Origin of the sequence: Thermoplasma sp., from assembly GCF_023256435.1 — an archaeon.
Classification (GTDB): domain Archaea; phylum Thermoplasmatota; class Thermoplasmata; order Thermoplasmatales; family Thermoplasmataceae; genus Thermoplasma.
In genome coordinates this window covers 1-22,779 of the sequence record NZ_JAGDXM010000013.1, presented here as the reverse complement: position 1 = coordinate 22,779, position 22,779 = coordinate 1, and the positions used below count along the sequence as shown (strand labels likewise).

Genomic DNA, 22,779 nt, shown 5'->3' with positions numbered 1-22,779 from the left:
AATGTTCTTCAGCTTCAAGATAGATGGAGACGAACTGGACAAGAGGATGGGTGGCGGCGTATACGTCGGCCAGCTCTTCACGATATTTGGAGATAACAGTGAAGGTAAAACATTACTTTCAATAAGGTTAGCCTATGGCTTCCTGAAGAATGGAATATCAATAGCCTACGTTTCATCGCAGATGCCAATAAGGGAATTCATCTCGTTTTCAGACGCACTCGGTTATCCGGTTCTGAATTCCGTCATATCCGGTGCAATGCTGTATATAACGCCTGTTTTTATACTGAGGCGCCCAAGGAAAGCAAATCTGGACGATCTGCTTAATAACGAACACGTCAAGGAGAAAAGTGTTCTTATAATCGATTCGCTGAACCCTGGCATGTTCAGGGACTTCGAGATAAATTCCTATATGGAAAAGCTCAGGAAATTCTCGGAGAACCGCGTGGTGATAATAACTGCGAATCAGGCCAGTTTGGATGATGCTACGGTTCTGCGGATGAATCAACTCTCTACAACAATAGTCTCCCTGCATTCTAAGGAATTGGGAGGGATAAAGAGGCACTTCATAGACCTCGTGAAATACCCAATGGTCGTAAGATCCATCCAGCAAAGTATACCTTTCCGTGTTGAACCTGGCCGCGGTCTCATAGTTGAGATATCCAGCGTGTCGTGATCGCCATGGATAAGGGAGTTGTCTCTGACAGCTATGAGATTGCGATATCAAGGAATCCACATCTGGGAGAATACCTCTCAAAATACAGAGACGAGACAGGCAGAAGTCCATCGTTTCTCGTCAACATCGACAGCTCTCTGAAGAGTCTGGCACACGTTGATGTGATATACCCCGTCGGCGATCCGATATTCATCCATATATACGAAAAGGGAAAGGAGAGGAGATATAAGCCTATAGAACCACTTCTCAAGGGTAAAGAACTGGAATTCATGGATGCGATCCTTGATATAATAATGACAAAAGCTTCAGAGTATCCTCCCGCGGAGAACGAAGAGGAACAGGAGAAGAACATCGAGGATGTATATAAGAAGACCGTTTCCGTGGGTTCCAACAAGATAAGGAGGAACAGCGTATCACTTGAGAAGAACCTCTACGATAAGATGCTCTACAACGTCAAGAAGGAGATAATAGGCCTTGGTCCATTGGAACCTCTCATTAGGGATTCTCATATAGAGGATATAAGTGGGATAGGGCCTGAGGATGTATACATAGTCCATAAGATCTTCGGGTCAATGCCCACAGATATAACATTTGGAAGCATGGAGAGGCTGATGAGGTTCAGCAAAAGGCTCTCTGAACGCGTAGGCAGACCGGTCAGCGATAAGAGACCCATAGTAGACGCAACGCTTCCAGACGGATCGAGGCTTTCCATTGTTTACAGCACCGATATATCACAGAGGGGTCCAAGCTTCACCATAAGAAAATTCTCGGAGATACCGCTCAGCATAATCAATCTGATAAAGTACAATACGATGTCGTATGAGGAGGCCGCGTACCTCTGGTTAGCTCTAGAATATGGGCAGAGCGTCTTTGTCTGTGGTGAGACGGCAAGCGGTAAGACCACTGTGGTAAACGCCATAATACCGTTCATAAGGCCGGAATCAAAGATATTCAGTGCAGAGGATACCCCTGAAATAAGGGCACCGCAGAAGGCATGGCAGCAGCTTGTGACCAGAGAGAGCGGAGCGGAGGAGAGCCGTGTAACTCTCTACGATCTTCTTCGAACAGCCCTCAGATCCAGGCCTAATTACATAGTTGTCGGTGAGATAAGAGGCGCAGAGGGCGCGATGGCCTTTCAGGCCATGCAGACAGGGCATCCGGTGATATCCACATTCCATGCATCATCAGTCAAGAAGATGATACAGAGATTCACAGGTAATCCAATAAACATACCAGTGACGTTCATGGATAACCTGAACATAGTCCTTATACAGCAGGCCGTATACGTCGGCGGAAAATTTCTGAGAAGAACAACGAGTATAAACGAAATCGAAGGATATTACGAAGATCTTGGAGGTGTCGCGACAAGAGCCGTTTTTGAATGGGATCCATCAACGGACAGACACATGTTCAGGGGTATGAACAACTCATATATACTTGAAGAGAAGATAGCGAAGACTGCTGGGCTTGTTGATACAAGCCTCATATACAATGAGCTCTTCCGCAGGGCAAAGATACTGAAAGAATTGGCCGATCAGAAGATCACAGATTATTTCCAGGTATATGAGAAGATAAAGGAATTCTATGAGGGAGGATCCGCCTATGGATACTAAGATGAAGAGAGGTTTCTGGATTGGAATAAATTATTCGAAGACCGATCTTATGCTCATAGCAGGATCCGCCGTCATGTCAGTTATGTTTTATCTCGTTTACATGGCCACGCAGAAGACATTCATACTGATACTGTTCAGCATGCTTGCCCTCGGATCAGCTTTCTTCTTTCTGAAACCGATAATAGACCGCGACAATAAGAAAAACGATATAAATTCAAACATACCGTTTTTCATAACAGCGTTTTCATCCCTGGCAACCAGCGATGCAAATATAATCGATCTTCTTGATTTACTTTCGAAAAAGGAAAAACTGGGCTATCTACGAAAGGAACTTGAGAAGATACTGAATCTCGTGAGGAACTGGGGCATGGGTCTTGCTGAAGCGATGACATTTGTTGCAAAGAGAACACCCAGCGATATATTCTCTGATTTCTTAACAAGATTCGGACATGCGATAGACAGCGGTCAGGACATTCAGGAGTTCGCAAGGACAGAGGTGTTCAGCACGATGAACAGCTTCGAGACCGCTTACACATCGGCGCTGTACAGCTTCGATCTCTATCGTGATATATACGTATCGCTTCTGCTCTCCTTCGCATTTCTGATAACTTTTATCATGATAATGCCAATACTGATACCAATAAACATAACCTTGGTTTTGAGCCTGAGCCTTCTCATGGTAGCGCTAGGTGAATTTATGCTCGTCTATGGAATAAGCATAGTTCTTCCAAAGGATCCGCTGTGGCACAAGACCGGCATAAAGACTGATACCGATATAAAGATGAGAAATCTCTTACTCATATCCATAACGGCTTCGATGATGATCTTCATCGTTCTTGATGTTACAAAGGTTATTTACAAAATACCGTTCTATTTCACTTTTGCAATGATCGTAAGCCCTATCGCCTATCCCAGCTATATCGGTTCCAAGATGGAACGGGAGGTTCAGAAGAAGGACGAGATGTATGGCAGCTTTATAAGATCCCTCTCTGGCTCGGCGTCAGCACGTGGAAACCTTCTTATCGATGCTCTGAAGGCTATAGTGATGCACGACTTCGGCATACTATCCAAGGATATAGATAAGCTCTACAAGAGGCTCCTTTACAGGATAAATTCACTGAAAGCATGGAAGATGTTTTCGGCCGACACAGGATCGCATCTCATTGAAATTTACTCGGAGACATACGCTGAGAGCATCGATCTGGGTGCAGATGCGCTCAAGAGTGGAATGATCGTCTCTGAAAATTTTGAAAAGATAGTTGGTCTAAGGAAGAGAAAGCATTCTTCCGTGACAAGCTTCGTTGGTATAATGTACGGTATAACAGCGGGTCTTGCATTTTCCCTGGCGATATCTTACGGCATTCTGAAGATAATAGACGGCATATTCTCAGGTTTCAACCTATCCGCACTTGGTGTAACAGGGATATTTCTGGCTCCGCCTTCATCCTCTGTATACCTCATTGAGATATTTCTGATGATAATCCTCTTCGTTCATTCCTTCATAGGTGGGGTTTCGTTGAAAGTCTCTGACGGTGGAAGGATCGCCCATGGGCTTCATCACACTGTCCTCATGATATGGATCGTATCATTTGTGGTGTATGGCACACTGCAGATAACCAGCATACTCCTTTCATCGACAGTTTGAAGGAAGATTATGGGCTATCTACATGAATTTTCATGTCTTTTTATGAAATGGCTGATGGTTTTCGCCGATCGTCAGTTCTGCAACTTACAATAAGGGGATGCAGATAAATGGGCGTTCAATTCATCAATGGCTTCTTCTACTAAGGTTTTTCGGGATACAATTTTTTATATATGGTGAACTATTCTTGAAAGGATGGCGGATCCTAAACTTACAAAGACCATCGTAATGAAGATGAATGCGATCATTACGGAGAAGGATCCGGAAAGGAAAAAGTCGAAGATATCTGAACTTATAGAATCCCTGAAATCCGCCGATGTAACGCAGATCAACAAGGAGGAAGTTGATCCATTCATCTCGGTTCTTGTCAGAAATATATCTGATAGCACACAGATTCAGGATATAATGCCGTATCTGGAGATGATATCACCCGACAATAAGAGCATCGCAGAGTCAAAGGTGATAGAGAACTACAGCGCTGGAAACTATCTCGACGTGATACGTCTTGTTACTTCAGACACGTACTTCTGTGAGATAGAAAATGTGATCAACCTCCTCATATCAAGCGCAGATCACTTGGAAAAATATGACAGCGTGGCCGTCTTTCTTTCAAAATGCGGAAGATACGATGACAGAATAATGGCGAGATATGCAGAACGGGATAGAAACGACGCAACGACAGACACGATAATAGGGAATTATGAAGCGCATAACGATTGCAGGGCCATTGTGAGTTTGATCAGGCATGTTTTAGCCTATGAATATTCAGAGAATTATATAGTTAAAATGATAGAATGCGCTGAGAAGATTGAAGACAACGAATCTGTAATATACGCTCTTGATCTGATCCTGCCTGACAAGATAGAGAAATCAGATTCTTCAATATTCTTGGCGAATACGGCACTTCGCCTCGGTAGATATGAGAAGGCAAGGGCGATAGCTGATCGCGGTCTCAAGCTGGATCCTGGCAACGTCCAGCTTAAACTTCTGCTCGCAAGATCGCTCTATGGAATGGGAAAGATCAATGATAGTTTGAATTTCTATAGGGATGTCTGTGGATCTCAACCTGAGAATATAGAAGCAGTGTATGAGATGATCGATATATTGTACAATCATGGCCGTACAAAAGAATATGCTGAAGCTCTGAAGAATGTCAGCAGAGAAAAATTCAGACCGGAGGATTATGTAAGGATCGCCCATCTCCTCAAGGATTCTGGTGATATATCCTCTTCGGTGAATCTCCTCAAGGAAGCCGTGACGAGGTTTCCAGACAACGCGGATATAATCAGATCGTATGCAATTGCAATGCAGGAAGTGGGGAATCTGGGCGAGGCCTATCAGGCCTATCGAAATCTCATAAGGATAGAGCCGGATGAAAACGCATTAAGATTCCTGATAGATTATCTCTTCAGCAGGAAGAGCTTTGATGAGATACTGAGCATATATGAATCACAGCAGGACGAAAGCCTGAAAGAGAAATTCGTTGGCGTTGCGGCGGCCTCCTATGTGTATATGGGGTATATAGACGATGCTGTTAAGATGGCCAGAGATCATCGCGAAGTTCTGGATGACCCGTATTTTGTCGACTCAATACTTTTCTCCATAAGGGAAAAGGATCATGCACAGATGCTGATCTCTGTAGGCTTAGAAAACACGTATTCTAGGATCTCCATAGACAGGCTGCTTGGAATAGAGATCAGAGGCGTGGACTACATAATGGACTATGCAGCGAAGTCATGTTCAAAGGCAATGGCCTTCGTGGCAGCAGAATCCGTTTTCAAGAAGATGCACACTGTTCCAGATAAGATAAAGGTCACTCTGTCCACGAGATGCCTGGAAGAAGTCTATGATGTTATCGTGAGCATGCAGGGCATATATACGAAGGACAACATCAGAGTATTTGAAGATCACCCAAGATACCTTTATCCAGCAATAGACACGTTCATTGGCGTGGGTCTGTATGATGAGGCCTATAAATTGATCAGCAGATATGAAAATGTCAAGGACGATCCCTTCCTGAACTATGAATATGCCCGTCTGATGTACGTCATGAACAGGCAGAAGGATGCGCTGAAGCTGATAAGAAAGGCAAAGGAAGACTTTCCAAATGTGGACTTCTATCTGTTATCTATAATGATAGATCCAGAATCAGTGGTTGAGGATGTATCTGCGATACTGGAGCTTGATAAAAATGCGGTTCCTTATAAAATAATCAGAGATAAATACGTGGACAATGCCAAGATCATTTCCGGCATACTTTCTCTTCTTCATGAGAGAAACGTTCAGAATCTTGAAGTATCAAGGTTAGAAAGGGATCATCTATTCAGGTCGGGGAAGTTGGAAGAATCTTTGAATATTTCAGCAAATGTGATAAAGGAATCATCAGACACCGATGATCTGAAGGTTCATTATTCAATACTGAAGAAGATCAATTCTGATTCTGCAGCCGATTTTCTGCTGCACTATCTGGATAGATTCGAGGGCATGGATGATCTCAAGGAGGCTGCGCATTCATTTTACAGAAGAAGAGATTTTGAAAATGCTATAACAATATACAGGGCTATGATAAGCAGGGGTGCTAATCCGGTTCAGTTCCCAGAATACATAGACTGCTTAATAGAGACTGGAAATTATGCAGAGGCGGATGATATAATATCAAGGCTTCCTACCGTCATGCCTGTGACTATAAAATTCTACCTCAGGATGGGCAAGACAGACAAGATAGTGGAGTACCTTATGTCAGGTGAAGAAAAATCCCAAGAAGATATAAAATATATAGCAAAGGTTGGCTGGTCCTACGATAACATAAGGGAAGCCCTGATAAGATACTACGAAGAATCAGGAGACATCGTGGCAGGCAGGTCGATCATGGAGAAATTCGTGAACGAGGGTCGATATGAAGACGCACTCCGCATAGCCTCTTACCTGTATGAAAACTTTTCAGACATTGATGTTGGCATCTCCTATGTCGATCTGCTGAGGATCAAGGGCGATGCTGCAAGGGCCCTCGAAATCGCTGACGATCTGGCGTCCAGGTGTCAGGGGAATATCTGCACGGAGATATACAGACGGATATACGGAATTCTGTATGATCTGAAAAAGTATACGGAAATCATAAAACTATTCAGGAAAAGAAGGGATTCCGACTCAAACATCGTACCGTTTATAGTTAGATCATACCTGGCAGTTGATGATATTGAAACAGCGGAGGAGGTATTGAATCAGTACAGTTTACCTGATAGTGTAAAAAGATCCTTGATGCAGGCCATCAGCGACAAAAGATACATGGATAGGATCACAAAATACACCTCAAAGATCCTAACTATAGAATTCAAGCAGAGGAGAAAATTATCGTTGGGAGAGATGATCTCGAAAGCAGATGTGCCTGAGGATTTCACCAGTGACATAAAATCTTTCTTCACCGACGATAAATATATGGGATCGCCTGATGAGATCAGCCTTGAAAAGATATCTGCGGATATAATAAGAATGATTGCAGAGAAGGAGAAGATCGAAACCGCAGATAAAATATACATCCACACGATATTCGGTTATCTTGATCCCAGGGATCCAATACTGGCCAAAAATCTCTATGTATACATACAGAAATCGATGAAGAGAGATCCAGGGGACATCGAAGGGGCAAAATCAATCGCCGAAAATGCGATGAATGATAATGTTCCAGATAACGAGATAGAAATAATAAAGAGATACGGGGTAGGTATCGCTACAGCTTCGGCGGCGGTAAAAATGATGAGAAAGATGAAGGAGGATAGATACAAGGATGTACGGGCATGATATTTCGAATGAAGAAAAGGACATAGCTGTTTCCGTCATAGCATTGACCGCCGCATTTGCCATAGCTAACAGGTTCAGATCTCCATACGGTCCATTTTTCATACTTGCAGTATCATTTCTCGTTGCTATTACAGCGTTTCTGATGCACGAACTTTCGCACAGATATGTGGCAAGATCCTATGGAGGGATAGCATATTTTAAGATGTGGCCTACAGGCCTTTTCCTTGCCCTCGCGACATCTATATTCGGTTTCATATTTGCCGCTCCGGGAGCTGTTAATATAGGAGGGATATATCGCAAGGATCAGATAGGGAAAACCGCGCTGGCAGGTCCGGCCATGAATATATTTCTTGGTATACTCTTCTATGGCATGGCGTTCTTCACCCTCATACCGGTGGTCAGTGCCATATTCAGATATGTAGCCGAGATGAATTTCTGGTTTGGCTTCTTCAATCTCATACCCATACCGCCTCTCGATGGCTATAAGGTATTCACATGGGATCTCTATGTTTACATAGTATCGATAGCGATCGCGCTTGTGTTTGTTGTGCTTTTCGTTTTCTGATCATACATATCGATATTATTTCTGGATGGCATGCGACAGAGTTCAGAAATCTATAGATTACGCGATGCGCATACGATGATAGTAGAATTCGATTTTATCAATAAACGTATTCATAAAGATTACATGCATCTATCTCTCAGCAAACTTTTGAAGTTCATACTTATTTCCGCGCCACAGTATATGCTTCATTCTATGTGCGATTATCAAATTTACCAGATAGATAAAGGGAAGCAGTAAAAATATTGCTGCGAATGAGATCCTTCTGATGACTGTTCTATCGTAAAGGCGATAGATTCCTATGATTTTTGGGATGAAGAGATATAAAAACACAGGATTCGTAATAGAGAGGATAATCGCCGAGATAAAGAGAATGATATCGAGCGAGTAGAATATGATGCCATAACGAAATATTTTTGGAGAGGCGCTTATGGATAGCGCCGTCTGTCTGTTCGCCCACTCCCAGAATTGGGGCCATGTATCGGGACAGTATATTGCTGGCCTGGCCTCCCTGACATAGGCTATGCGGAGACCTTTGGATTTGCAGATGGCAGTCAATGCCGAATCATCCGAAACATTTTCTGAGAAAAACGACATTGCGGAATCGATCAGCGTTCTTCTGAAGGCGAGAGATCCGCCCCAGCCGAATCTGGTCAACCTGGATTCCATCAGAGATTGACCGACAGTACCCCATACGGCTTTGATCTTTGATGAGAATGATCCCACAGGATAGAAGTATGGAAAGGTGGTCGAGATGCCGACCTCAGGATCTGAAAGAGGGCATACAAGGTTCCTCAGCCATTCTCTTCCTACCCTGATATCCGAATCGGCTATAACATAAATATCATAATCTGGTCTTGATGCGATTGCAGTTGAGATCGCTCTGACCTTTCCGCTGCAGGTGTTGCACGCATAATTTGATAAGATATGTGGTATCCCGATATTCTCCACAGCGGGCATTGCCGGATCCGATGGATCGTCAAGCACAGCCAGATAGTCTGCGTTCACATCCTGTGATATGATCGATCTGAGATTATCCTCCAGGCCGTAATCTATGCCCTTGCATGGTATTATGACCAGGATCCTGTCTTGCCTTCTATATTCGCATCTCTCATCAATTTCCTTATGAATGCCTATATAAGAAAAACCCGCTGCAATCAGGGAAAGTAATAATATGAAAATGATCAGAAATAATATCATATAAGGGAGACATTTTCTGTACTTATCTCGCCCACACCATCTATGCTGGAAATTTTATTCTCAACGTTGTCTATCTCGCCCTCTTTATCCTGAACGATTATTTCCAGCTTGATGTATTTAAGCCCAAAACCGATATCGACTTCTTCCATTCGATTTATGGAGCAGATACCGGATATGCTTTCCCTTATCTTATCTTCGATACCCTTTATATCAACATCGGTATCTTTCGGCAGAACCTTCAGTGATACCAGAACATCTCCCATCTGTATCACGGCCCCTCAAAACCACAGTTATCACAGACGTATGGGGTGGAATGCTCTCTGCATGTTTTGCATCTACCTATAACTTCATTTCCGCAGTTTGGGCACAGAAATACCGAATAACCCTCATCTATCAGTCCAACACCACAGGATGTACAGGTCTCTTTGTATACCATACTCGCAAATAGCATTCTCCTATATTAGGTTACGGCATTTTTTCGGTTCGATGAGGTCAGTTTTCCTTTGAAATGTAAGTAATTTCTGATATGCATCGTATCTGTATATTATCGCGCCTAATGGATGCAGGTTAAGGCAGATGAAACTGGAAACTATGGCTTCAAACCAGATGACAATGTGGAACGTCTTTGATACTGTGAATCGCCCGGATGATCGTAGAAGATCGCCCAAGTCTTTTATAAGGGATGGCGCTATTCTTGATCATGGCTGATCAGAGGCTCTTTGGCACCAATGGTATAAGAGGCATTCCCAATGAAGATCTGACTGTTGACTTTGCAATGCGCGTGGGAAAGAGTATAGGGATGTTCGTGTCTGGAGATGTTGCTCTGGGCAGAGATACAAGGATCAGCGGCGATATGATAAGTTCTGCAGTGATTGCAGGCCTAACCTCCGCTGGCCATAACATAGTGGATCTGGGCATATTGCCAACACCAGCCCTTCAATACTATTGCAAGAATCACGGACTCTATGGTGTCATGATCACTGCCTCACACAATCCGCCTCAATACAATGGCATAAAGGTTATTGATAAAGACGGAACGGAGATAGAACGGCCATCCGAGGAAAAGATAGAGGGCATATACCATTCCGAATCATTTTCCACGGTAAAATGGGAGGATGTCGGGCGTATAAGGTATGTAGATGATGCCCTTGATCAATATATAGGCGGTGTTCTTTCAAAGGTAGAGGTAAACAGGATAAAGGAGAAAAAGTTCAGGGTTCTGGTGGATACGGGGAATGGCGCGGCATATTTTTCTACGCCCATGCTGCTTGAAAGATTGGGATGCACAGTCGTTACTCTAAACGCGAATCCAGATGGAAGGTTCACCTCAAGAAACGCCGAGCCAAAACCTGAGAACCTTAGAGATCTAATGGCTCTTATGTCCACGGGGAACTTCGATCTTGGAGTTGCGCATGATGGCGATGCGGACAGGGTTGTGTTCATAGATGAAAAGGGGGAATTCATAGATGGCGATAAGAGCCTTGCCCTGCTTGTGAAGAATGTCGCATCAGCCGGGGATATAGTTGTGACTCCGGTGAGTTCATCGGACATTATCGCAGACGTATGCAGTTCCGTCGGTGCAACCCTCATCAGGACAAAGGTTGGTGCGCCCATAGTTGCAAGAACAATGATCCAAAACGGAGCAGTGATAGGTGGCGAGGAAAATGGTGGGGTTATATATGGGAAGCATCAGTACTGTAGAGACGGTGCCATGACCTTGTCACTGATGCTTGATCTCATGGCCAGAAGCAACAAAAAGATATCTGAACTTGTCAGAGAACTACCGCAGTACTTTCTTGACAAGAGGCAGGTGGAGAGAACGGTTGACTGGTCAAGGTTGCAGAAGGAACTGCAGAAGGGAGAGAAGGTAGATCTGACTGATGGCGTCAAGATCCTGAAGGAGGATGGATGGATACTCATAAGGCCGTCAGGAACCGAGAAAATCTTGAGAATATATGCGGAATCTACAGACATGTCCACGGCCAGAAAATACGCCGATCAATATGTGGCTAAGATAAGGGATCTTCAGGAAAAGTTAGGATAAGCCGCATCATTGATCGCGCAATTTTCCATATATTATGAAGAAGCGCTGAACCACCGTAGCCGTTCCAAATACTCCGAATATTATAAGGAGTGTGTTTGTGGGCGTTAGGGAAATATAGCTGAATCTGTAGAACGATCCAACAAAGATCTGAATTATTATGAACACGATCATTATGACGAGGCGGTCGGCTCTCCCCATAATACCCGCATAGAGGCGGTTCAGTCCCAGTGCCTGGGCCTGAGTGCCGAGATAACTCGTCATCAATACCCCTATGAGCGCAAAGAGGCCAAGATACACATTGCCGAATCTGCTGAACGCAAAGCCTAGTATGAGAAATATATCAGAAAAACGATCAAAGCTGTGGTCTATAAAGTCGCCGAGTTTTGAAGAGACACCCTTCAGCCTTGCCAGTTTTCCGTCTATGGCGTCAAATAGAGCTGAGAGAATAACCATAATCAAGGTTATCGCTGGGTATCCAAAAAAATAGGAAAGTCCGGCTATACCTGCGAAAACCAAAGAAAGGACAGATATGGTGTTCGGATCCCATCTTATGAATGCCTTGGATATGGGCGTCAGGATACCGTCAACCCTATTTCGGTATGAGTCCAGCATTTTTGAACAGCCTATACATGAACATGGCGCATAATATATTATTTTCCGAAGCAGGATAGCGTATCAACGTCGCTTCGTAAAAATAAAATGCATCATCGGCGAAATTCATTGTATGGCTACTGGATTAAGAATACAGCGGGTGCTGGTCTATTATCTTTTCGATATTTAGGATCGTTGCATCTAGATCCTCGTTATTGATTCTGAATATTCTGGTAGATGGGATCAGATCAAGACTCTCCGAATATATTACGTCAGATCTCTGAGCATCCAGATTCTCCTCGATCTTTTCATCTGGGTATCCGCGGGCTTTCATCCTCTCCCTAAGCTTGGATTCATCCGCTTCTAGGATGATTACGACATCGCATGGGAGAAGATGGGCATAGTGAGCCGCTATGATACCATGAAATCTATCCATCAGGAGATGATCGGAGAGGCAGTCTATATCAACCTGATCTCCGGAGATGCACCCGTATCTCGTTGCCAATTCATTTCCTTCAACGCATGGATGGCCAAGATCGTTCATCTTCCTGCATACGGTGCTCTTCCCAGTTCCAGGTATGCCGCTGATGCATATTATCTTCGTTTCCATCTTGTATTATCACCAATATGAATTGATTCCAGACGTCTAAGCAATATATCGCCTGGCATTTATAATCATTTTCGGATCATACAAAAACATAGTTTTTCTTAATCTAACGTCACTTTAAATTTCAGATTGTGATGCTGAAGCCATGGGATCTAAAGATCTGTTCCAGATTGGATCATCAATGTTTCCAATGGGTGTTAATTCACCCGTGCGTTATTTCAAGGATTATCCTTTCTATGTTCATCATGTAAAAGGGTCAAAGATATACGATGTGGATGGCAACGAGTACATTGATTACTGTCTCGCTTATGGTCCTTCGATCCTTGGCCATGCCGATCCAGACGTGGTAAAAGCGGTAAAGGAACAGGCAGAAAATGGCCTGCTCTACGGTGCACCTGCGGAAATGGAGATAAGGCTCGGAGATCTCATACGCAGATCATCCAGGAATATAGAGATGATGCGATTCACAAATTCCGGCACGGAAGCCACCATGCACGCCATAAGACTGGCAAGGGGATATACAGGAAGAAGCATAATTGTGAAGATGGAAGGAGGGTTTCACGGTGCTCATGATTATTCGCTCATCAGATCGGGCAGCGGAACTCTCACATTCGGATCGCCATCATCGCCAGGAGTGCCGGAGGAGGTGGCCAAAACCGTAATCGTGGGGAAATACAATGACAGGGAAAGCATAAAGGATATATTCGACAGGTATGGAGACAGAATTGCTGCGCTCATAACGGAACCCATAATGGGAAACGCCGGCGTTATATTACCTGATCCCGGATTCCTCGAATTCCTTAGAGAAATTACGGAGAAAAACGGATCGCTCCTGATATTTGATGAAGTTATAACCGGCTACCGCTTCGCTTTCTCGCCCTATCAGGATCTGATCGGAATACGCCCGGATCTGACCACGATGGGGAAGATAATTGGCGGTGGCATGCCAATAGGTCTCTTCGGCGGATCAAAGGATCTGATGAGCAGGGTATCGCCATCTGGTGATGTGTATCAGAGCGGGACATTCTCTGGAAATCCCATCACCATGGCAGCTGGCTATTCGGCGCTCAAGAAACTGCAGAACATGGATTATTCAAGGATCAGAAAGACGACAGAGAAACTGATCACAGGAATAGACGAAATTCTGTCCAGAAGGAGGATCCAGCATGTTATAAATGGGTACGTATCCATGTTTCAGTTCTTCTTTGCTAAAGAAGCCCATAACTATGATCAGGTCATGAAGGCAGACAGGGATCTGTACTTCAGGATATTTAAAAGCCTGATGCGGCATGGTGTGTATCTTCCGCCTTCTCAGTTTGAAACGAATTTCGTCAGTTTTGCACATTCGGATGAGGATATAGCAAAAACACTGGAGGCGTTTGATTCATCTGTAGGTGAGGTTGTGGGATGAAAACGATCAGGTTGGGCACGAGGCCCAGCAGACTGGCCATGGCTCAGACTGAGATGGTGGCCAATTCAATAAGGAAACTTGGTTACAGTGTAGAAATAGTCAAATATCTATCGGAGGGCGATTCTGATTTAAGATCACCGCTGTATTCCATAGGCAAGACAGGTGTCTTTGTGGACAGGATCAATGCTCTAATACTCTCAGGCGAGATAGATGCTGCCGTTCATAGTGCTAAGGACATACCATACACCATTGATGAAAGGTTGCAGATATCGGCTGTGATGCCAAGAGGTCCATTCGAAGATGCTCTTGTTTCAGATATGCCTTTATCGATGATGCCACCAGGTTCAACGATTGGAACATCCAGCCTCAGGCGTAAGTATCAGATACTTTATCAGCGCAGTGATCTAAAGGTTGTGAATCTGAGAGGCAACATAGACACGAGGATTGAGAAGATGAAGACAGAAGGCATGGCGGGCATGGTTATGGCACTCGCGGCCATAGAGAGGTTGCATCTCGACGTCAGATACTGGCCGATAGATCCGGAAAAGTATGTACCGGCACCAAATCAGGGGATAATTGCTGTAGTGTCACGGAAGGGATCAGAAGCATCAGACATATTATCCAGAATCAACGACAGCGCAACTTACAGAGATATGATGGTTGAGAGAACCATAACGCAGGATCTGAGGCTTGGGTGTTCAACTCCAGTGGGCATACTTAGCAGATCCAGTGGAAGGGGAATGAGGATACTCGCGCAGTTCTTCTCAATGGACGGTTCAGACATGATCATGTTCGATCAGCATATAGAGGATCTGCATGACATCGAAGATACCGTATCATACATAAGGGACAACATTCCTGAGGAATACGGGTATAATCTATGAGATACGTTCTTTCCGTAAGACCAGAAAAAAAGGTAAAACCTGTCACGACTGATTGTTTCAGCATTATCAATGTGCCTGTGACGGATCTGAAGCCCATTGATATAGATTATGACGATATACTCTCAGAGAACAATGTGGAGTGCATCGCTTTCACCAGCTCATACGGTGCCCATCTCTTCTTCATCAAAGCAAGAAATAAGGCGTTCAGATACTTCGGAATAGGGAAGACCACTTGCGAGGAGGTTGAGAGAAATGGGTTCAGATGCGAATACCCAGAGAGAATGGACTCCGAAGGTCTTGCGAATCTCCTCCTGTCCAGATGCGCTGGCAGAAGGATTGCCCTCATAAGGAGCAGGAGTGCAAATAAAATCGTTAACGACCGTTTAAAGGGCAAAGCTTTCTTTCTAGATATCAGAAACTATGAGGCAGTACCCACGGGCGTCGATCTAGCACAATATCTGCAAAGCGATGATTGTGCCGGTATAATAGTAACATCATCCATGGAAGCAGAGATTGCATTGCCTTATATACGGGCTTCTGGAAAACCTGTTTACTCCATTGGAGATGTCACCACAGAAACTCTGGAAAGTGCAGGTGTACATCCGCTGATATCGGGAAAATCAGATTTCTCGGATCTGGTAAAAAAGATAAAAGAATATCTGTGTTCCATCAGCTGAATATGTCCTTTTCACCCATTGTCCTTTCGCAGTAGACGCACCTTATGACTAGCGGATGTTTTGACACGATCTCAAACTCAGATTCTACTGGTTCGTGGGTATTGGTGATGCAGTTCTGGTTCTTGCATTTTATGACGCCAACGAGCCTTGACGGTAGATCCACCTGAAATTTCTCGCTTATTTCGTAATTTTTTATGATGCTTATGGTGGCATTGGGGGCAATGAGCGATATCATGTCAAGTTCATTCCTGTCTAGAAACCGGTTTTCGATCTTTATCACATCCTTGAAACCCATCTTATTGCTTGGCACGTGTATAGCAACGCTCACGGTGTAATTCACGTCCTCATGTACACCTAAGACGCCGATCACACGTATACCCTTTCCAGAAGGCACATGATCTATAACGGTTCCGTCCCTTATTTTGGATATCCTTAACGTCTTTTCCATATTACTCACCTAGTATACGATATATAAGGGCCATCCTTACGGGCACTCCATAATATGCCTGTTTGAAGTACTTGGCCTGTGGCAGTTCATCAACTTCCGGCCTGATCTCATCAACTCTAGGAAGTGGATGCATTATTATGGATTTCTGCTTCATCTTCGATACGAGTTCCTTATCAACAGAATAGGATCCTATAACGCTCTGATATTCATTCTGATCGGTGAACCTTTCCTTCTGAATTCTTGTTACGTAGAGAACATCCGTGTCCGCTATGACTGACGAGAGATCATCGTATTCTTTTATCCTGCTCCTGTCTCCTATCTTGGTATAGACGTAATCAGGTAGTTTCAGTATCTGAGGGCTTACAAGATTTATTCTGACGTCGTACTTTGACAATGCTATGATCAGAGAATGTATTGTTCTCCCGTACCTGAGATCACCCACCATGGTTATGACCTTTCCATCTATTGATCCGGTCTCCTTTTTAATGGTGTAAAGGTCAAGTATGGTCTGAGTTGGATGCTGTCCAGATCCATCACCCGCATTTATGACCGGTTTATTGGCGAACTTGGAGGCAAGCCTTGCAGCACCTTCAAGCGGATGCCGTATCACTATTATATCGGAATATGAGGAGGCCATTCTGATGGTGTCGGCGAGGGTTTCCCCCTTTGCGACAGAGCTGGTCTTAACGTCAGATACTGTTATCACGGATCCACCAAGCCTGTGCATGGCGCTTTCGAATGAAAGTCGAGTTCTGGTGCTTGGCTCATAAAACAATGTGGCCATTATCTTGCTCTTCAAAAGATCTGTGCTTCCACCTTTTTCAATTGTTTTAAGCATGGAATCAGCAAGATCGAAGAGATCATTCAGATCATCGCTGTCGACATCTTCGATTGAAACAACACTCTTATTCTTCAACATCCAGTGGACATAATCGGCGAGTTAAAAATTTTATCTAGAGGGTTTTCCAATACAGGTTTCAGTATCTTCTGTATCCTGAATATATACCGATATTCCCGTTGTCATCCATTTCGATGAGATGCCCCCCAGCGTATCTGCATATCTCTTCGTTGTAGGATGGCATAAATCTTTCACTTCCCATGGTTGAAGAGATCAGAAATAAATCGCTTCTTGTACCGAGCTTCGTCGCCCATTCCCTTATGTCCTGATCGATATCTTTTCCCATGGGAACGTTTGCCCTTCCATCTGTGATCATGATGGAGACCGTTCTGTTCCTGTAACGGCCTGAAATATCATACATCATCTTCAGCGCTGCAGGGATTGGGGTTTTCCCCTGAGGCACCGTCCTTGATATCTCCTCGTCTATCAGATCCAAGTTCCTTGTTGGCTCAACCATGAGATGGCTCTCTGTTCCAAAGAACGTTATGTATGAGAGTCTTATGCGCATTCTATAGGCGGAATGAAGAAATGATCTTGCTATGCCTCTAGCGATCGCTATTCTGTGCATGGTCTCCATCGATCTACTGGCATCAAGGGCAAGGATCACCGGGATAGACGCTCTGGATCTGGACGCTACAAAGGCCAGATCGCTGTACCTTATTCTCCTATGTCCAGAAATTATCATGTTGATGAGGCTGCCTCTGTAATCAAAGTGTTCCCCTGGTCGGTTCCGATCAAGCAGTCTAAATATGTCTGAGGATCCGGTCCTTCCGCTTTTATGGGACTTCTCTGAAAACGCGGCGGAAACCTCTGCAGACCTCTCCTCCTCTTTACCTGAACCTATCTTCTTTTCCATTCTACCGTTTGATTCTTCGCCTTCATCAATGCCACTGTTTGAACCAGCCTCAATTGAGGTTGTAGGCATCTCCTTGGATTCCCTCTCTATAGTGCCTTTGATCATCGCAGTATCTTTGACTCTGTGGCGCAGTACCAGATTGAGTGCTTCTTTAACGTCTTCGAGAGTCACATATTTTCTACCATTGTAAGCAGCCAGTGCTTTTGAGGCTTTTACCGCGGTTATCATCGCTCTGTTTCCGGCCTGAAGTTTAAGTACAACCTCCGCTATGAAATACTTGAGATCGTCCTCTATCTTCACATCCTTCAATAGCGATCTCGCTTTCATGATCCTTTCACGGATCTCAGCCTGAAGTTTCTCGTATTTCTTCGAAAACGCCTCAGGATCTCTATCGAAATCTTCAACCCTATTTGATATCTCGATCAGATCCGCTGCTTCGGATGGCTGCACGGCATTCACAGAGAGACCGAAACGATCCTTCAGCTGTGGTCTAAGATCTCCCTCCTCTGGATTCATCGTACCTATCAGTATGAACCTTGCCGGGTGGGTCACGCTTACACCTTCACGTTCAACTACATTTATCCCTGAAGCGGCCGCATCAAGTATGGAATCGACAACCGCATCGTCAAGCAGATTGACCTCATCTATGTATATTATTCCACGATTTGCCTCGGCCAGGAGGCCGGGCTGGAGGGATCGCAGGCCCTCGTCTATGGCCCTCTTTATATCTAGACTACCAATGACTCTGTCTAGGGTTGCTGTTACAGGCATATTTATGAATGGCATTTTTCTGGTATCTGAAACGATATTTCCCTCTCTGTATTTCTTCAGGCAATCATCGCACATGGACGATGGATCATCCGGATCGCACTTGAAAGGACAGTCTTTAACCACCTTTATTTCCGGAAGAAGATCGGTAAGCGCCCTGGCTATCGTGGATTTGGCGACGCCCTTTGGACCCATTATCAGAACACCACCGATCCTCTGATCGATTGCGTTCAGAATCAGCGCCTTTTTCAGATCTTCCTCATCTACCACAGCACTAAAAGGAAACAGTATCTTTCCCATCAAACCCCTCATAGTATGGCCGTGATACCAGTCGCAGATTCCTGGTATGCATGCACCACGGCATCATCATATTTTTACACGGTATATCTAAATTGCTGTTTCATGGATGTGCTGTCATAGCAGATATACAGAATGGATTCACCGATCAGAAAAAATAAAGTGTTTATCCTGAGGTACTATTCCCATAGCATGAAGTATGATATTGCAATCATAGGCGCCGGCATAGTTGGGCTGTCCACAGCATTCCATCTCTCTGAGAAACACGGAGACCTGAAGATAGCCGTCATAGATAAATTCCACACGTATGCACAGGGAAATACAGGTAAAAGTGCGGCCGGATTCAGGGATGTTTTCTCGTCCGATACAAGCTTCAAATTATCCTCATCTTCTATAAGGTTCTACGATCATGTGCAGAAGATACTTGGTATCGATCTTGGGATGAAGCATGTCGGATATCTTTTCCTCATGGATAACGATTCCAGTGTGGATGTGATCCAGGAGATAGGGAAAAAGACAAAGATCAAAGAGATCGATCTTGATTTACTTGGCGATATGGGCATATCCACGAAGGTAGACGATGAGATACGGGAAGCCATGGGACTGGAAGATATAAGAAATGCCTATCTCGCGCTGAATGCAGGCATAATGGAGCCGGACAAGATAGCAGCATTCTACTATCAGCAATGTGTGAACAAGAAGATCGATTTCTTCTTCGACACCACAGTTCAGTCTCTGAATCTCGTGCCAGTGAGGCCCATAAACTTTCCGGGTGAGCCATTTATCTGGCAGGATAAATTTATAAAGAGCATAAACACGAACAGGGGAGAAATATATGCGGACACCTTTATACTGGCGACTGATGTCTGGACAAACCTCCTCACAGATCCGATAGGTATAGATAGCCATATAAGGCCAAAAAAGAGACAGCTCTTCAAGATAAAGAACGATTTCATATCGGATGTTGTTGGTAAAAACGTGCTTGATACAGGTTCATATCCATTCACAATTTTTCCAAAGGGGGTGTACATAAGGCCATCTCCTCAGGAAAAGACATTTTGGGCGGGTGTAGCGGATGACATAGGACGCGATTTCTCATTCGTTGAAGATCCTGAAGCAGAACCACAGTTCTACACGTACAATGTGCACCAGGTTCTCCAGGCATACATGAAGCCTTTTTCATCAGCTTCAGTCACGGGTATGTGGGCAGGATACTATTCATATAACACGATAGATGGAAATCCATACATATTCAGATCACTAAATCTCATCGTGGCAACGGGCACCAGTGGAAGCGGTATAATGAAGGGAGATGCGATAGGTAGAATTGTGGCTGCCCTATACGATGGAGAGGAGAAGGCCAAGCTATACGATGGCATGAGAATAAATACAGCAGATCTTGGCGTGAAGGAAAGAAAGGTTGAGGAAGAGCGATTAGTATTATAAGATTAGATTCCAACCAGTAGGAACGAGGATAAAGTCTTCGAGGTGATCTGGCCTGATAGATGCATTTTGAGATACCAAGATCAAATAAGATAAAGCAAATTTTTAAATCAGTAATCCACTTAGGTATGTAAAACATGGAAAAGAGTAGTATGAAACTAGACGGTTATTTCAATCTCTACGGAGTTATAATATCGATTGTTCTCATAGGCATAACTGCGACCGAGATATTCGAGCTGGCTGAACTTCCATTTGAGAAATTCTTTGCTGCCATAAGTGTAGGATCTTTGTTCAGTTTTTCGGTATCTGTAGTTTCCAAGTCTGGTTATCTTGGTGTTTTTGGGCTGATGACGCTTGAGAGCACGTTTATTCCTATACCCAGCGAGGTTGTGCTCCCTCTTTCAGGATATCTCGTTTACCTTCATACTTTTTCCTTCCCGCTGATCATAGCTGATGCAGTATTGGCTTCGATGGTCGGTTCTTTTATAGACTACTATTTGGGATTGGTAATTGGTAGACCCATAATCGTAAAGATACTTGCATTTTTCTATGTTAAAGAGGATTCCCTTGTAAAGGCGGAGAGCTGGATAGATAGGTGGGGAGCAAGCTCCGTATTTTTTGCCAGATTTATACCCGGAGTAAGAAGCATAATCTCGATACCTGCTGGCATGCTGAAAATGAAGGTCTGGATATTTGCCCTGATGACGTTTTTTGGTTCTGTGATCTGGTCAACAATACTGATCTACATAGGATTGAGAGCAGGACCATACTGGTCATCCGCCGTGCACAGCTTCAGCATGATACTTGATCAGATAATAATAGACGCGATATTCATAGCATCTTTGATATACGTTGGCTATTTCATATATTTAAAAATAAGTTTAAGAATGAACTCTTCATATTGAAGTCTCATTCATGAATATTCTGTTTTTCGGCATCTCTTCAAGGATTGTCTTACCGAACTCAGTCGTCTCCTTGAAAGGTCTGCTGGCAACGAATTCCCTAAATTTGTCTAGACTTTCCCACTCTGTGAATATCATATATTGCTGTGGATCGTTAACGTCTTTGTATAGTCTCACGTCCTTTATACCCATATCTGTGCTTTTCAGCATGGCCAGAACGCTGTTGAATGTTCTTTCAAATTCCTCTTCGTGCCCTTTCTTTACCTTATAATACAAGCCGACATTTATCATATCTGGTTAATGCGAACATTTTATAAATAGTGTTAGGAGCCTGGGGAATCTGTAAAAATCAACCTTCCGGAAGGCAATATACGAGCCTCTACAGATGAAAGATTCGATGAAGGGTTTGAAAGATATATAGGAGCAGGGATTGTGCAACCAAAATGGGCATATCTTGGAATACCAATTCTGGTTCGTGGGAATATGCATGCAAAGAAAAAAAATTGATAGCTGAAGCGAAGATTCAAAGATTCAGCTTAGTGATAGCTCACAGATCCGTTTTTGATCAAGCCGTGAGCGCGATGGTCGCAACATGTAGGCATAGTGGCATTTTCCTGCACCGCAACAGCTTTATCATATTCTTTGTATCTCTGAGAGATGGATGATTCAGAAGATGCCTTTGGACATGCCCTCATGGATTATTCTAAGGGAAGATGTAGCTACGAGATGGTAGAAACCAGAAACGGCAAGATAGATGTGACCTCAATTTCATATTATTTCAGATCTTTCGATCAGTGGCCCAGCATGGAAAAAAACGCCATAAAACATGCAACCGGAAAGATAATCGATGTTGGAGCAGGTGCTGGAAGGCACTCACTTTATCTTCAGAATCTTGGATTTGATGTGATCGCAATGGATATCTCGCCACTAGCAGTGAATGTTATGAAGAATCGTGGTGTAAGAAATGTTGTCTTGGGCGGAATAGATGATATCCATGGCTCGTGGGACACACTTATACTTCTGGGAAACAATTTCGGCCTTCTTCGTACAATCCTTGAAGCAAAAGGTTTTCTTCGCAAATTCTACAGCCAATCTTCAGATGATGCTAGGATAATTGCTGAAACGACAGATCCCTATGCGTCTGGCTTCACTTCTGCTGAAGGCTATCCAGGAGAGCTTGAGATAAGGGTGATCTACGACAGATACAGGTCAGACTGGTTTAGATATCTCTTGGTCGACAAGGCAAAGCTGATGGACATCGTCGAAGATACCGGTTGGCATGTTGATAAATTGTACGAGATGAGTGGAGTGGATGTTTACTGCTTCGTACTTTCAAAATGAAGGATATTATAAAATATTGTGGTACTGGAACAAGCAGAGATCGGTTTCAGGCCATATTGGTATGCTGAGTTTAAAAGAGAAGGTGGGGTTTGGGGGAAGCTGTAAATCTCAACAGCTTTAGCGA

At 43.9% G+C, this 22,779-nt stretch carries 22 protein-coding genes; 13 read left to right on the top strand and 9 right to left on the bottom strand.

Translation table 11 applies throughout. From position 1 onward, the window contains the following. Position 1 precedes the first annotated feature (1 nt). The 5 genes from Q0C15_RS01455 (at position 2) to Q0C15_RS01435 (ending at position 8,291) form a co-directional block, all read left to right on the top strand. Positions 2–673 (top strand): flagellar accessory protein FlaH, encoded by a 672-nt coding sequence (locus Q0C15_RS01455; protein ID WP_297215232.1) that lies wholly within the window; start codon positions 2–4, stop codon positions 671–673. Between the two features lie 5 nt (positions 674–678). After that, positions 679–2,286, top strand: a complete 1,608-nt coding sequence (locus Q0C15_RS01450; protein WP_297215230.1) for a type II/IV secretion system ATPase subunit — start codon at positions 679–681, stop codon at positions 2,284–2,286. Beyond that, positions 2,276–3,931 (top strand): type II secretion system F family protein, encoded by a 1,656-nt coding sequence (locus Q0C15_RS01445; RefSeq protein ID WP_297215228.1) that lies wholly within the window; start codon positions 2,276–2,278, stop codon positions 3,929–3,931. Before Q0C15_RS01450 ends, Q0C15_RS01445 begins: the two co-directional genes overlap by 11 nt. Before the next feature lie 192 nt (positions 3,932–4,123). Then, on the top strand, positions 4,124–7,726 hold the full coding sequence (locus tag Q0C15_RS01440) for a tetratricopeptide repeat protein (protein WP_297215226.1): 3,603 nt from the start codon (positions 4,124–4,126) through the stop codon (positions 7,724–7,726). After that, the gene (locus tag Q0C15_RS01435) at positions 7,713–8,291 is read left to right on the top strand and encodes a site-2 protease family protein (protein ID WP_297215225.1); all 579 of its coding nucleotides are present in this window, start codon (positions 7,713–7,715) and stop codon (positions 8,289–8,291) included. Before Q0C15_RS01440 ends, Q0C15_RS01435 begins: the two co-directional genes overlap by 14 nt. A gap of 129 nt (positions 8,292–8,420) precedes the next feature. On the opposite strand, the gene Q0C15_RS01430 is transcribed toward Q0C15_RS01435, so the two are convergent. Genes Q0C15_RS01430 through Q0C15_RS01420 form a run of 3 tightly spaced genes read right to left on the bottom strand, consistent with a single transcriptional unit; the run spans position 8,421 to position 9,924 of the window. Continuing rightward, a complete protein-coding gene (locus tag Q0C15_RS01430; RefSeq protein WP_297215223.1) occupies positions 8,421–9,488 on the bottom strand; it encodes a glycosyltransferase family 2 protein in 1,068 nt (355 codons plus the stop codon). Next, on the bottom strand, positions 9,485–9,751 hold the full coding sequence (locus Q0C15_RS01425; protein WP_297215221.1) for an elongation factor 1-beta: 267 nt from the start codon (positions 9,749–9,751) through the stop codon (positions 9,485–9,487). Before Q0C15_RS01425 ends, Q0C15_RS01430 begins: the two co-directional genes overlap by 4 nt. A 5-nt stretch (positions 9,752–9,756) precedes the next feature. Next, positions 9,757–9,924, bottom strand: a complete 168-nt coding sequence (locus Q0C15_RS01420) for a zinc finger domain-containing protein (RefSeq protein ID WP_110640587.1) — start codon at positions 9,922–9,924, stop codon at positions 9,757–9,759. 140 nt (positions 9,925–10,064) lie between these two features. On the opposite strand from Q0C15_RS01420, the gene Q0C15_RS01415 reads away from it, so the two are divergent. Together Q0C15_RS01415 and glmM are read left to right on the top strand one after the other, a co-directional pair. Continuing rightward, positions 10,065–10,196 (top strand): hypothetical protein, encoded by a 132-nt coding sequence (locus tag Q0C15_RS01415; protein WP_297215218.1) that lies wholly within the window; start codon positions 10,065–10,067, stop codon positions 10,194–10,196. Next, a complete protein-coding gene (glmM, locus tag Q0C15_RS01410; RefSeq protein WP_297215216.1) occupies positions 10,189–11,532 on the top strand; it encodes a phosphoglucosamine mutase in 1,344 nt (447 codons plus the stop codon). Before Q0C15_RS01415 ends, glmM begins: the two co-directional genes overlap by 8 nt. A 6-nt stretch (positions 11,533–11,538) precedes the next feature. On the opposite strand, the gene Q0C15_RS01405 is transcribed toward glmM, so the two are convergent. Together Q0C15_RS01405 and Q0C15_RS01400 are read right to left on the bottom strand one after the other, a co-directional pair. Then, complete coding sequence (locus Q0C15_RS01405) at positions 11,539–12,144, bottom strand: CDP-alcohol phosphatidyltransferase family protein (RefSeq protein WP_297215215.1); 606 nt, start codon at positions 12,142–12,144, stop codon at positions 11,539–11,541. 124 nt (positions 12,145–12,268) lie between these two features. Next, positions 12,269–12,733, bottom strand: coding sequence for an adenylate kinase family protein (locus Q0C15_RS01400; RefSeq protein ID WP_297215213.1), 465 nt, complete (start codon positions 12,731–12,733; stop codon positions 12,269–12,271). A gap of 142 nt (positions 12,734–12,875) precedes the next feature. Here Q0C15_RS01400 and hemL point away from each other — a divergent pair, with 142 nt between their 5' ends. The 3 genes from hemL to Q0C15_RS01385 are packed head-to-tail and all read left to right on the top strand — an operon-like array spanning position 12,876 to position 15,702. Next, complete coding sequence (hemL, locus tag Q0C15_RS01395; RefSeq protein WP_297215211.1) at positions 12,876–14,141, top strand: glutamate-1-semialdehyde 2,1-aminomutase; 1,266 nt, start codon at positions 12,876–12,878, stop codon at positions 14,139–14,141. Then, positions 14,138–15,025, top strand: a complete 888-nt coding sequence (gene hemC / locus Q0C15_RS01390) for a hydroxymethylbilane synthase (RefSeq protein WP_297215210.1) — start codon at positions 14,138–14,140, stop codon at positions 15,023–15,025. The genes hemL and hemC overlap by 4 nt, the downstream gene beginning before the upstream one ends. After that, positions 15,022–15,702, top strand: a complete 681-nt coding sequence (locus tag Q0C15_RS01385) for a uroporphyrinogen-III synthase (RefSeq protein ID WP_297215208.1) — start codon at positions 15,022–15,024, stop codon at positions 15,700–15,702. The genes hemC and Q0C15_RS01385 overlap by 4 nt, the downstream gene beginning before the upstream one ends. Here Q0C15_RS01385 and pyrI read toward each other — a convergent pair. From pyrI to Q0C15_RS01370, 3 genes are read right to left on the bottom strand one after another with little or no spacing between them, the layout of a single operon-like run. After that, positions 15,695–16,150 (bottom strand): aspartate carbamoyltransferase regulatory subunit, encoded by a 456-nt coding sequence (pyrI, locus tag Q0C15_RS01380; RefSeq protein WP_297215206.1) that lies wholly within the window; start codon positions 16,148–16,150, stop codon positions 15,695–15,697. The two genes, Q0C15_RS01385 and pyrI, sit on opposite strands and share 8 nt — an antisense overlap. A 1-nt stretch (position 16,151) precedes the next feature. After that, positions 16,152–17,069, bottom strand: coding sequence for an aspartate carbamoyltransferase (gene pyrB / locus Q0C15_RS01375; RefSeq protein ID WP_297215203.1), 918 nt, complete (start codon positions 17,067–17,069; stop codon positions 16,152–16,154). A gap of 58 nt (positions 17,070–17,127) precedes the next feature. Next, positions 17,128–18,972, bottom strand: coding sequence for a magnesium chelatase subunit D family protein (locus Q0C15_RS01370; RefSeq protein ID WP_297215201.1), 1,845 nt, complete (start codon positions 18,970–18,972; stop codon positions 17,128–17,130). A gap of 189 nt (positions 18,973–19,161) precedes the next feature. On the opposite strand from Q0C15_RS01370, the gene Q0C15_RS01365 reads away from it, so the two are divergent. Together Q0C15_RS01365 and Q0C15_RS01360 are read left to right on the top strand one after the other, a co-directional pair. Continuing rightward, a complete protein-coding gene (locus Q0C15_RS01365) occupies positions 19,162–20,415 on the top strand; it encodes an FAD-binding oxidoreductase (RefSeq protein WP_297215200.1) in 1,254 nt (417 codons plus the stop codon). A 134-nt stretch (positions 20,416–20,549) separates the two neighbouring features. Then, entirely contained in the window at positions 20,550–21,317 is a 768-nt protein-coding gene (locus Q0C15_RS01360) for a DedA family protein (protein ID WP_297215198.1), read from the top strand. Here Q0C15_RS01360 and Q0C15_RS01355 read toward each other — a convergent pair. Continuing rightward, positions 21,309–21,605, bottom strand: coding sequence for an antibiotic biosynthesis monooxygenase (locus Q0C15_RS01355; protein ID WP_297215196.1), 297 nt, complete (start codon positions 21,603–21,605; stop codon positions 21,309–21,311). The two genes, Q0C15_RS01360 and Q0C15_RS01355, sit on opposite strands and share 9 nt — an antisense overlap. Positions 21,606–21,971: 366 nt before the next feature. Here Q0C15_RS01355 and Q0C15_RS01350 point away from each other — a divergent pair, with 366 nt between their 5' ends. Continuing rightward, on the top strand, positions 21,972–22,655 hold the full coding sequence (locus Q0C15_RS01350; RefSeq protein ID WP_297215194.1) for a bifunctional 2-polyprenyl-6-hydroxyphenol methylase/3-demethylubiquinol 3-O-methyltransferase UbiG: 684 nt from the start codon (positions 21,972–21,974) through the stop codon (positions 22,653–22,655). Positions 22,656–22,779 lie beyond the last annotated feature (124 nt).

Coding starts and splice junctions, on each gene's coding strand:
- Q0C15_RS01365 (WP_297215200.1), top strand. CDS start 19,162: ATGAAGTATGATATTGCAATCATAGGCGCCGGCATAGTTGGGCTGTCC.
- Q0C15_RS01400 (WP_297215213.1), bottom strand. CDS start 12,733: ATGGAAACGAAGATAATATGCATCAGCGGCATACCTGGAACTGGGAAG.
- Q0C15_RS01370 (WP_297215201.1), bottom strand. CDS start 18,972: ATGGGAAAGATACTGTTTCCTTTTAGTGCTGTGGTAGATGAGGAAGAT.
- Q0C15_RS01425 (WP_297215221.1), bottom strand. CDS start 9,751: ATGGGAGATGTTCTGGTATCACTGAAGGTTCTGCCGAAAGATACCGAT.
- hemC (WP_297215210.1), top strand. CDS start 14,138: ATGAAAACGATCAGGTTGGGCACGAGGCCCAGCAGACTGGCCATGGCT.
- Q0C15_RS01385 (WP_297215208.1), top strand. CDS start 15,022: ATGAGATACGTTCTTTCCGTAAGACCAGAAAAAAAGGTAAAACCTGTC.
- Q0C15_RS01455 (WP_297215232.1), top strand. CDS start 2: ATGTTCTTCAGCTTCAAGATAGATGGAGACGAACTGGACAAGAGGATG.
- glmM (WP_297215216.1), top strand. CDS start 10,189: ATGGCTGATCAGAGGCTCTTTGGCACCAATGGTATAAGAGGCATTCCC.
- Q0C15_RS01445 (WP_297215228.1), top strand. CDS start 2,276: ATGGATACTAAGATGAAGAGAGGTTTCTGGATTGGAATAAATTATTCG.
- Q0C15_RS01435 (WP_297215225.1), top strand. CDS start 7,713: ATGTACGGGCATGATATTTCGAATGAAGAAAAGGACATAGCTGTTTCC.
- pyrI (WP_297215206.1), bottom strand. CDS start 16,150: ATGGAAAAGACGTTAAGGATATCCAAAATAAGGGACGGAACCGTTATA.
- hemL (WP_297215211.1), top strand. CDS start 12,876: ATGGGATCTAAAGATCTGTTCCAGATTGGATCATCAATGTTTCCAATG.
- Q0C15_RS01440 (WP_297215226.1), top strand. CDS start 4,124: ATGGCGGATCCTAAACTTACAAAGACCATCGTAATGAAGATGAATGCG.
- Q0C15_RS01420 (WP_110640587.1), bottom strand. CDS start 9,924: ATGGTATACAAAGAGACCTGTACATCCTGTGGTGTTGGACTGATAGAT.
- Q0C15_RS01405 (WP_297215215.1), bottom strand. CDS start 12,144: ATGCTGGACTCATACCGAAATAGGGTTGACGGTATCCTGACGCCCATA.
- Q0C15_RS01355 (WP_297215196.1), bottom strand. CDS start 21,605: ATGATAAATGTCGGCTTGTATTATAAGGTAAAGAAAGGGCACGAAGAG.
- Q0C15_RS01350 (WP_297215194.1), top strand. CDS start 21,972: ATGGATGATTCAGAAGATGCCTTTGGACATGCCCTCATGGATTATTCT.
- Q0C15_RS01430 (WP_297215223.1), bottom strand. CDS start 9,488: ATGATATTATTTCTGATCATTTTCATATTATTACTTTCCCTGATTGCA.
- Q0C15_RS01415 (WP_297215218.1), top strand. CDS start 10,065: ATGAAACTGGAAACTATGGCTTCAAACCAGATGACAATGTGGAACGTC.
- Q0C15_RS01360 (WP_297215198.1), top strand. CDS start 20,550: ATGGAAAAGAGTAGTATGAAACTAGACGGTTATTTCAATCTCTACGGA.
- pyrB (WP_297215203.1), bottom strand. CDS start 17,069: ATGTTGAAGAATAAGAGTGTTGTTTCAATCGAAGATGTCGACAGCGAT.
- Q0C15_RS01450 (WP_297215230.1), top strand. CDS start 679: ATGGATAAGGGAGTTGTCTCTGACAGCTATGAGATTGCGATATCAAGG.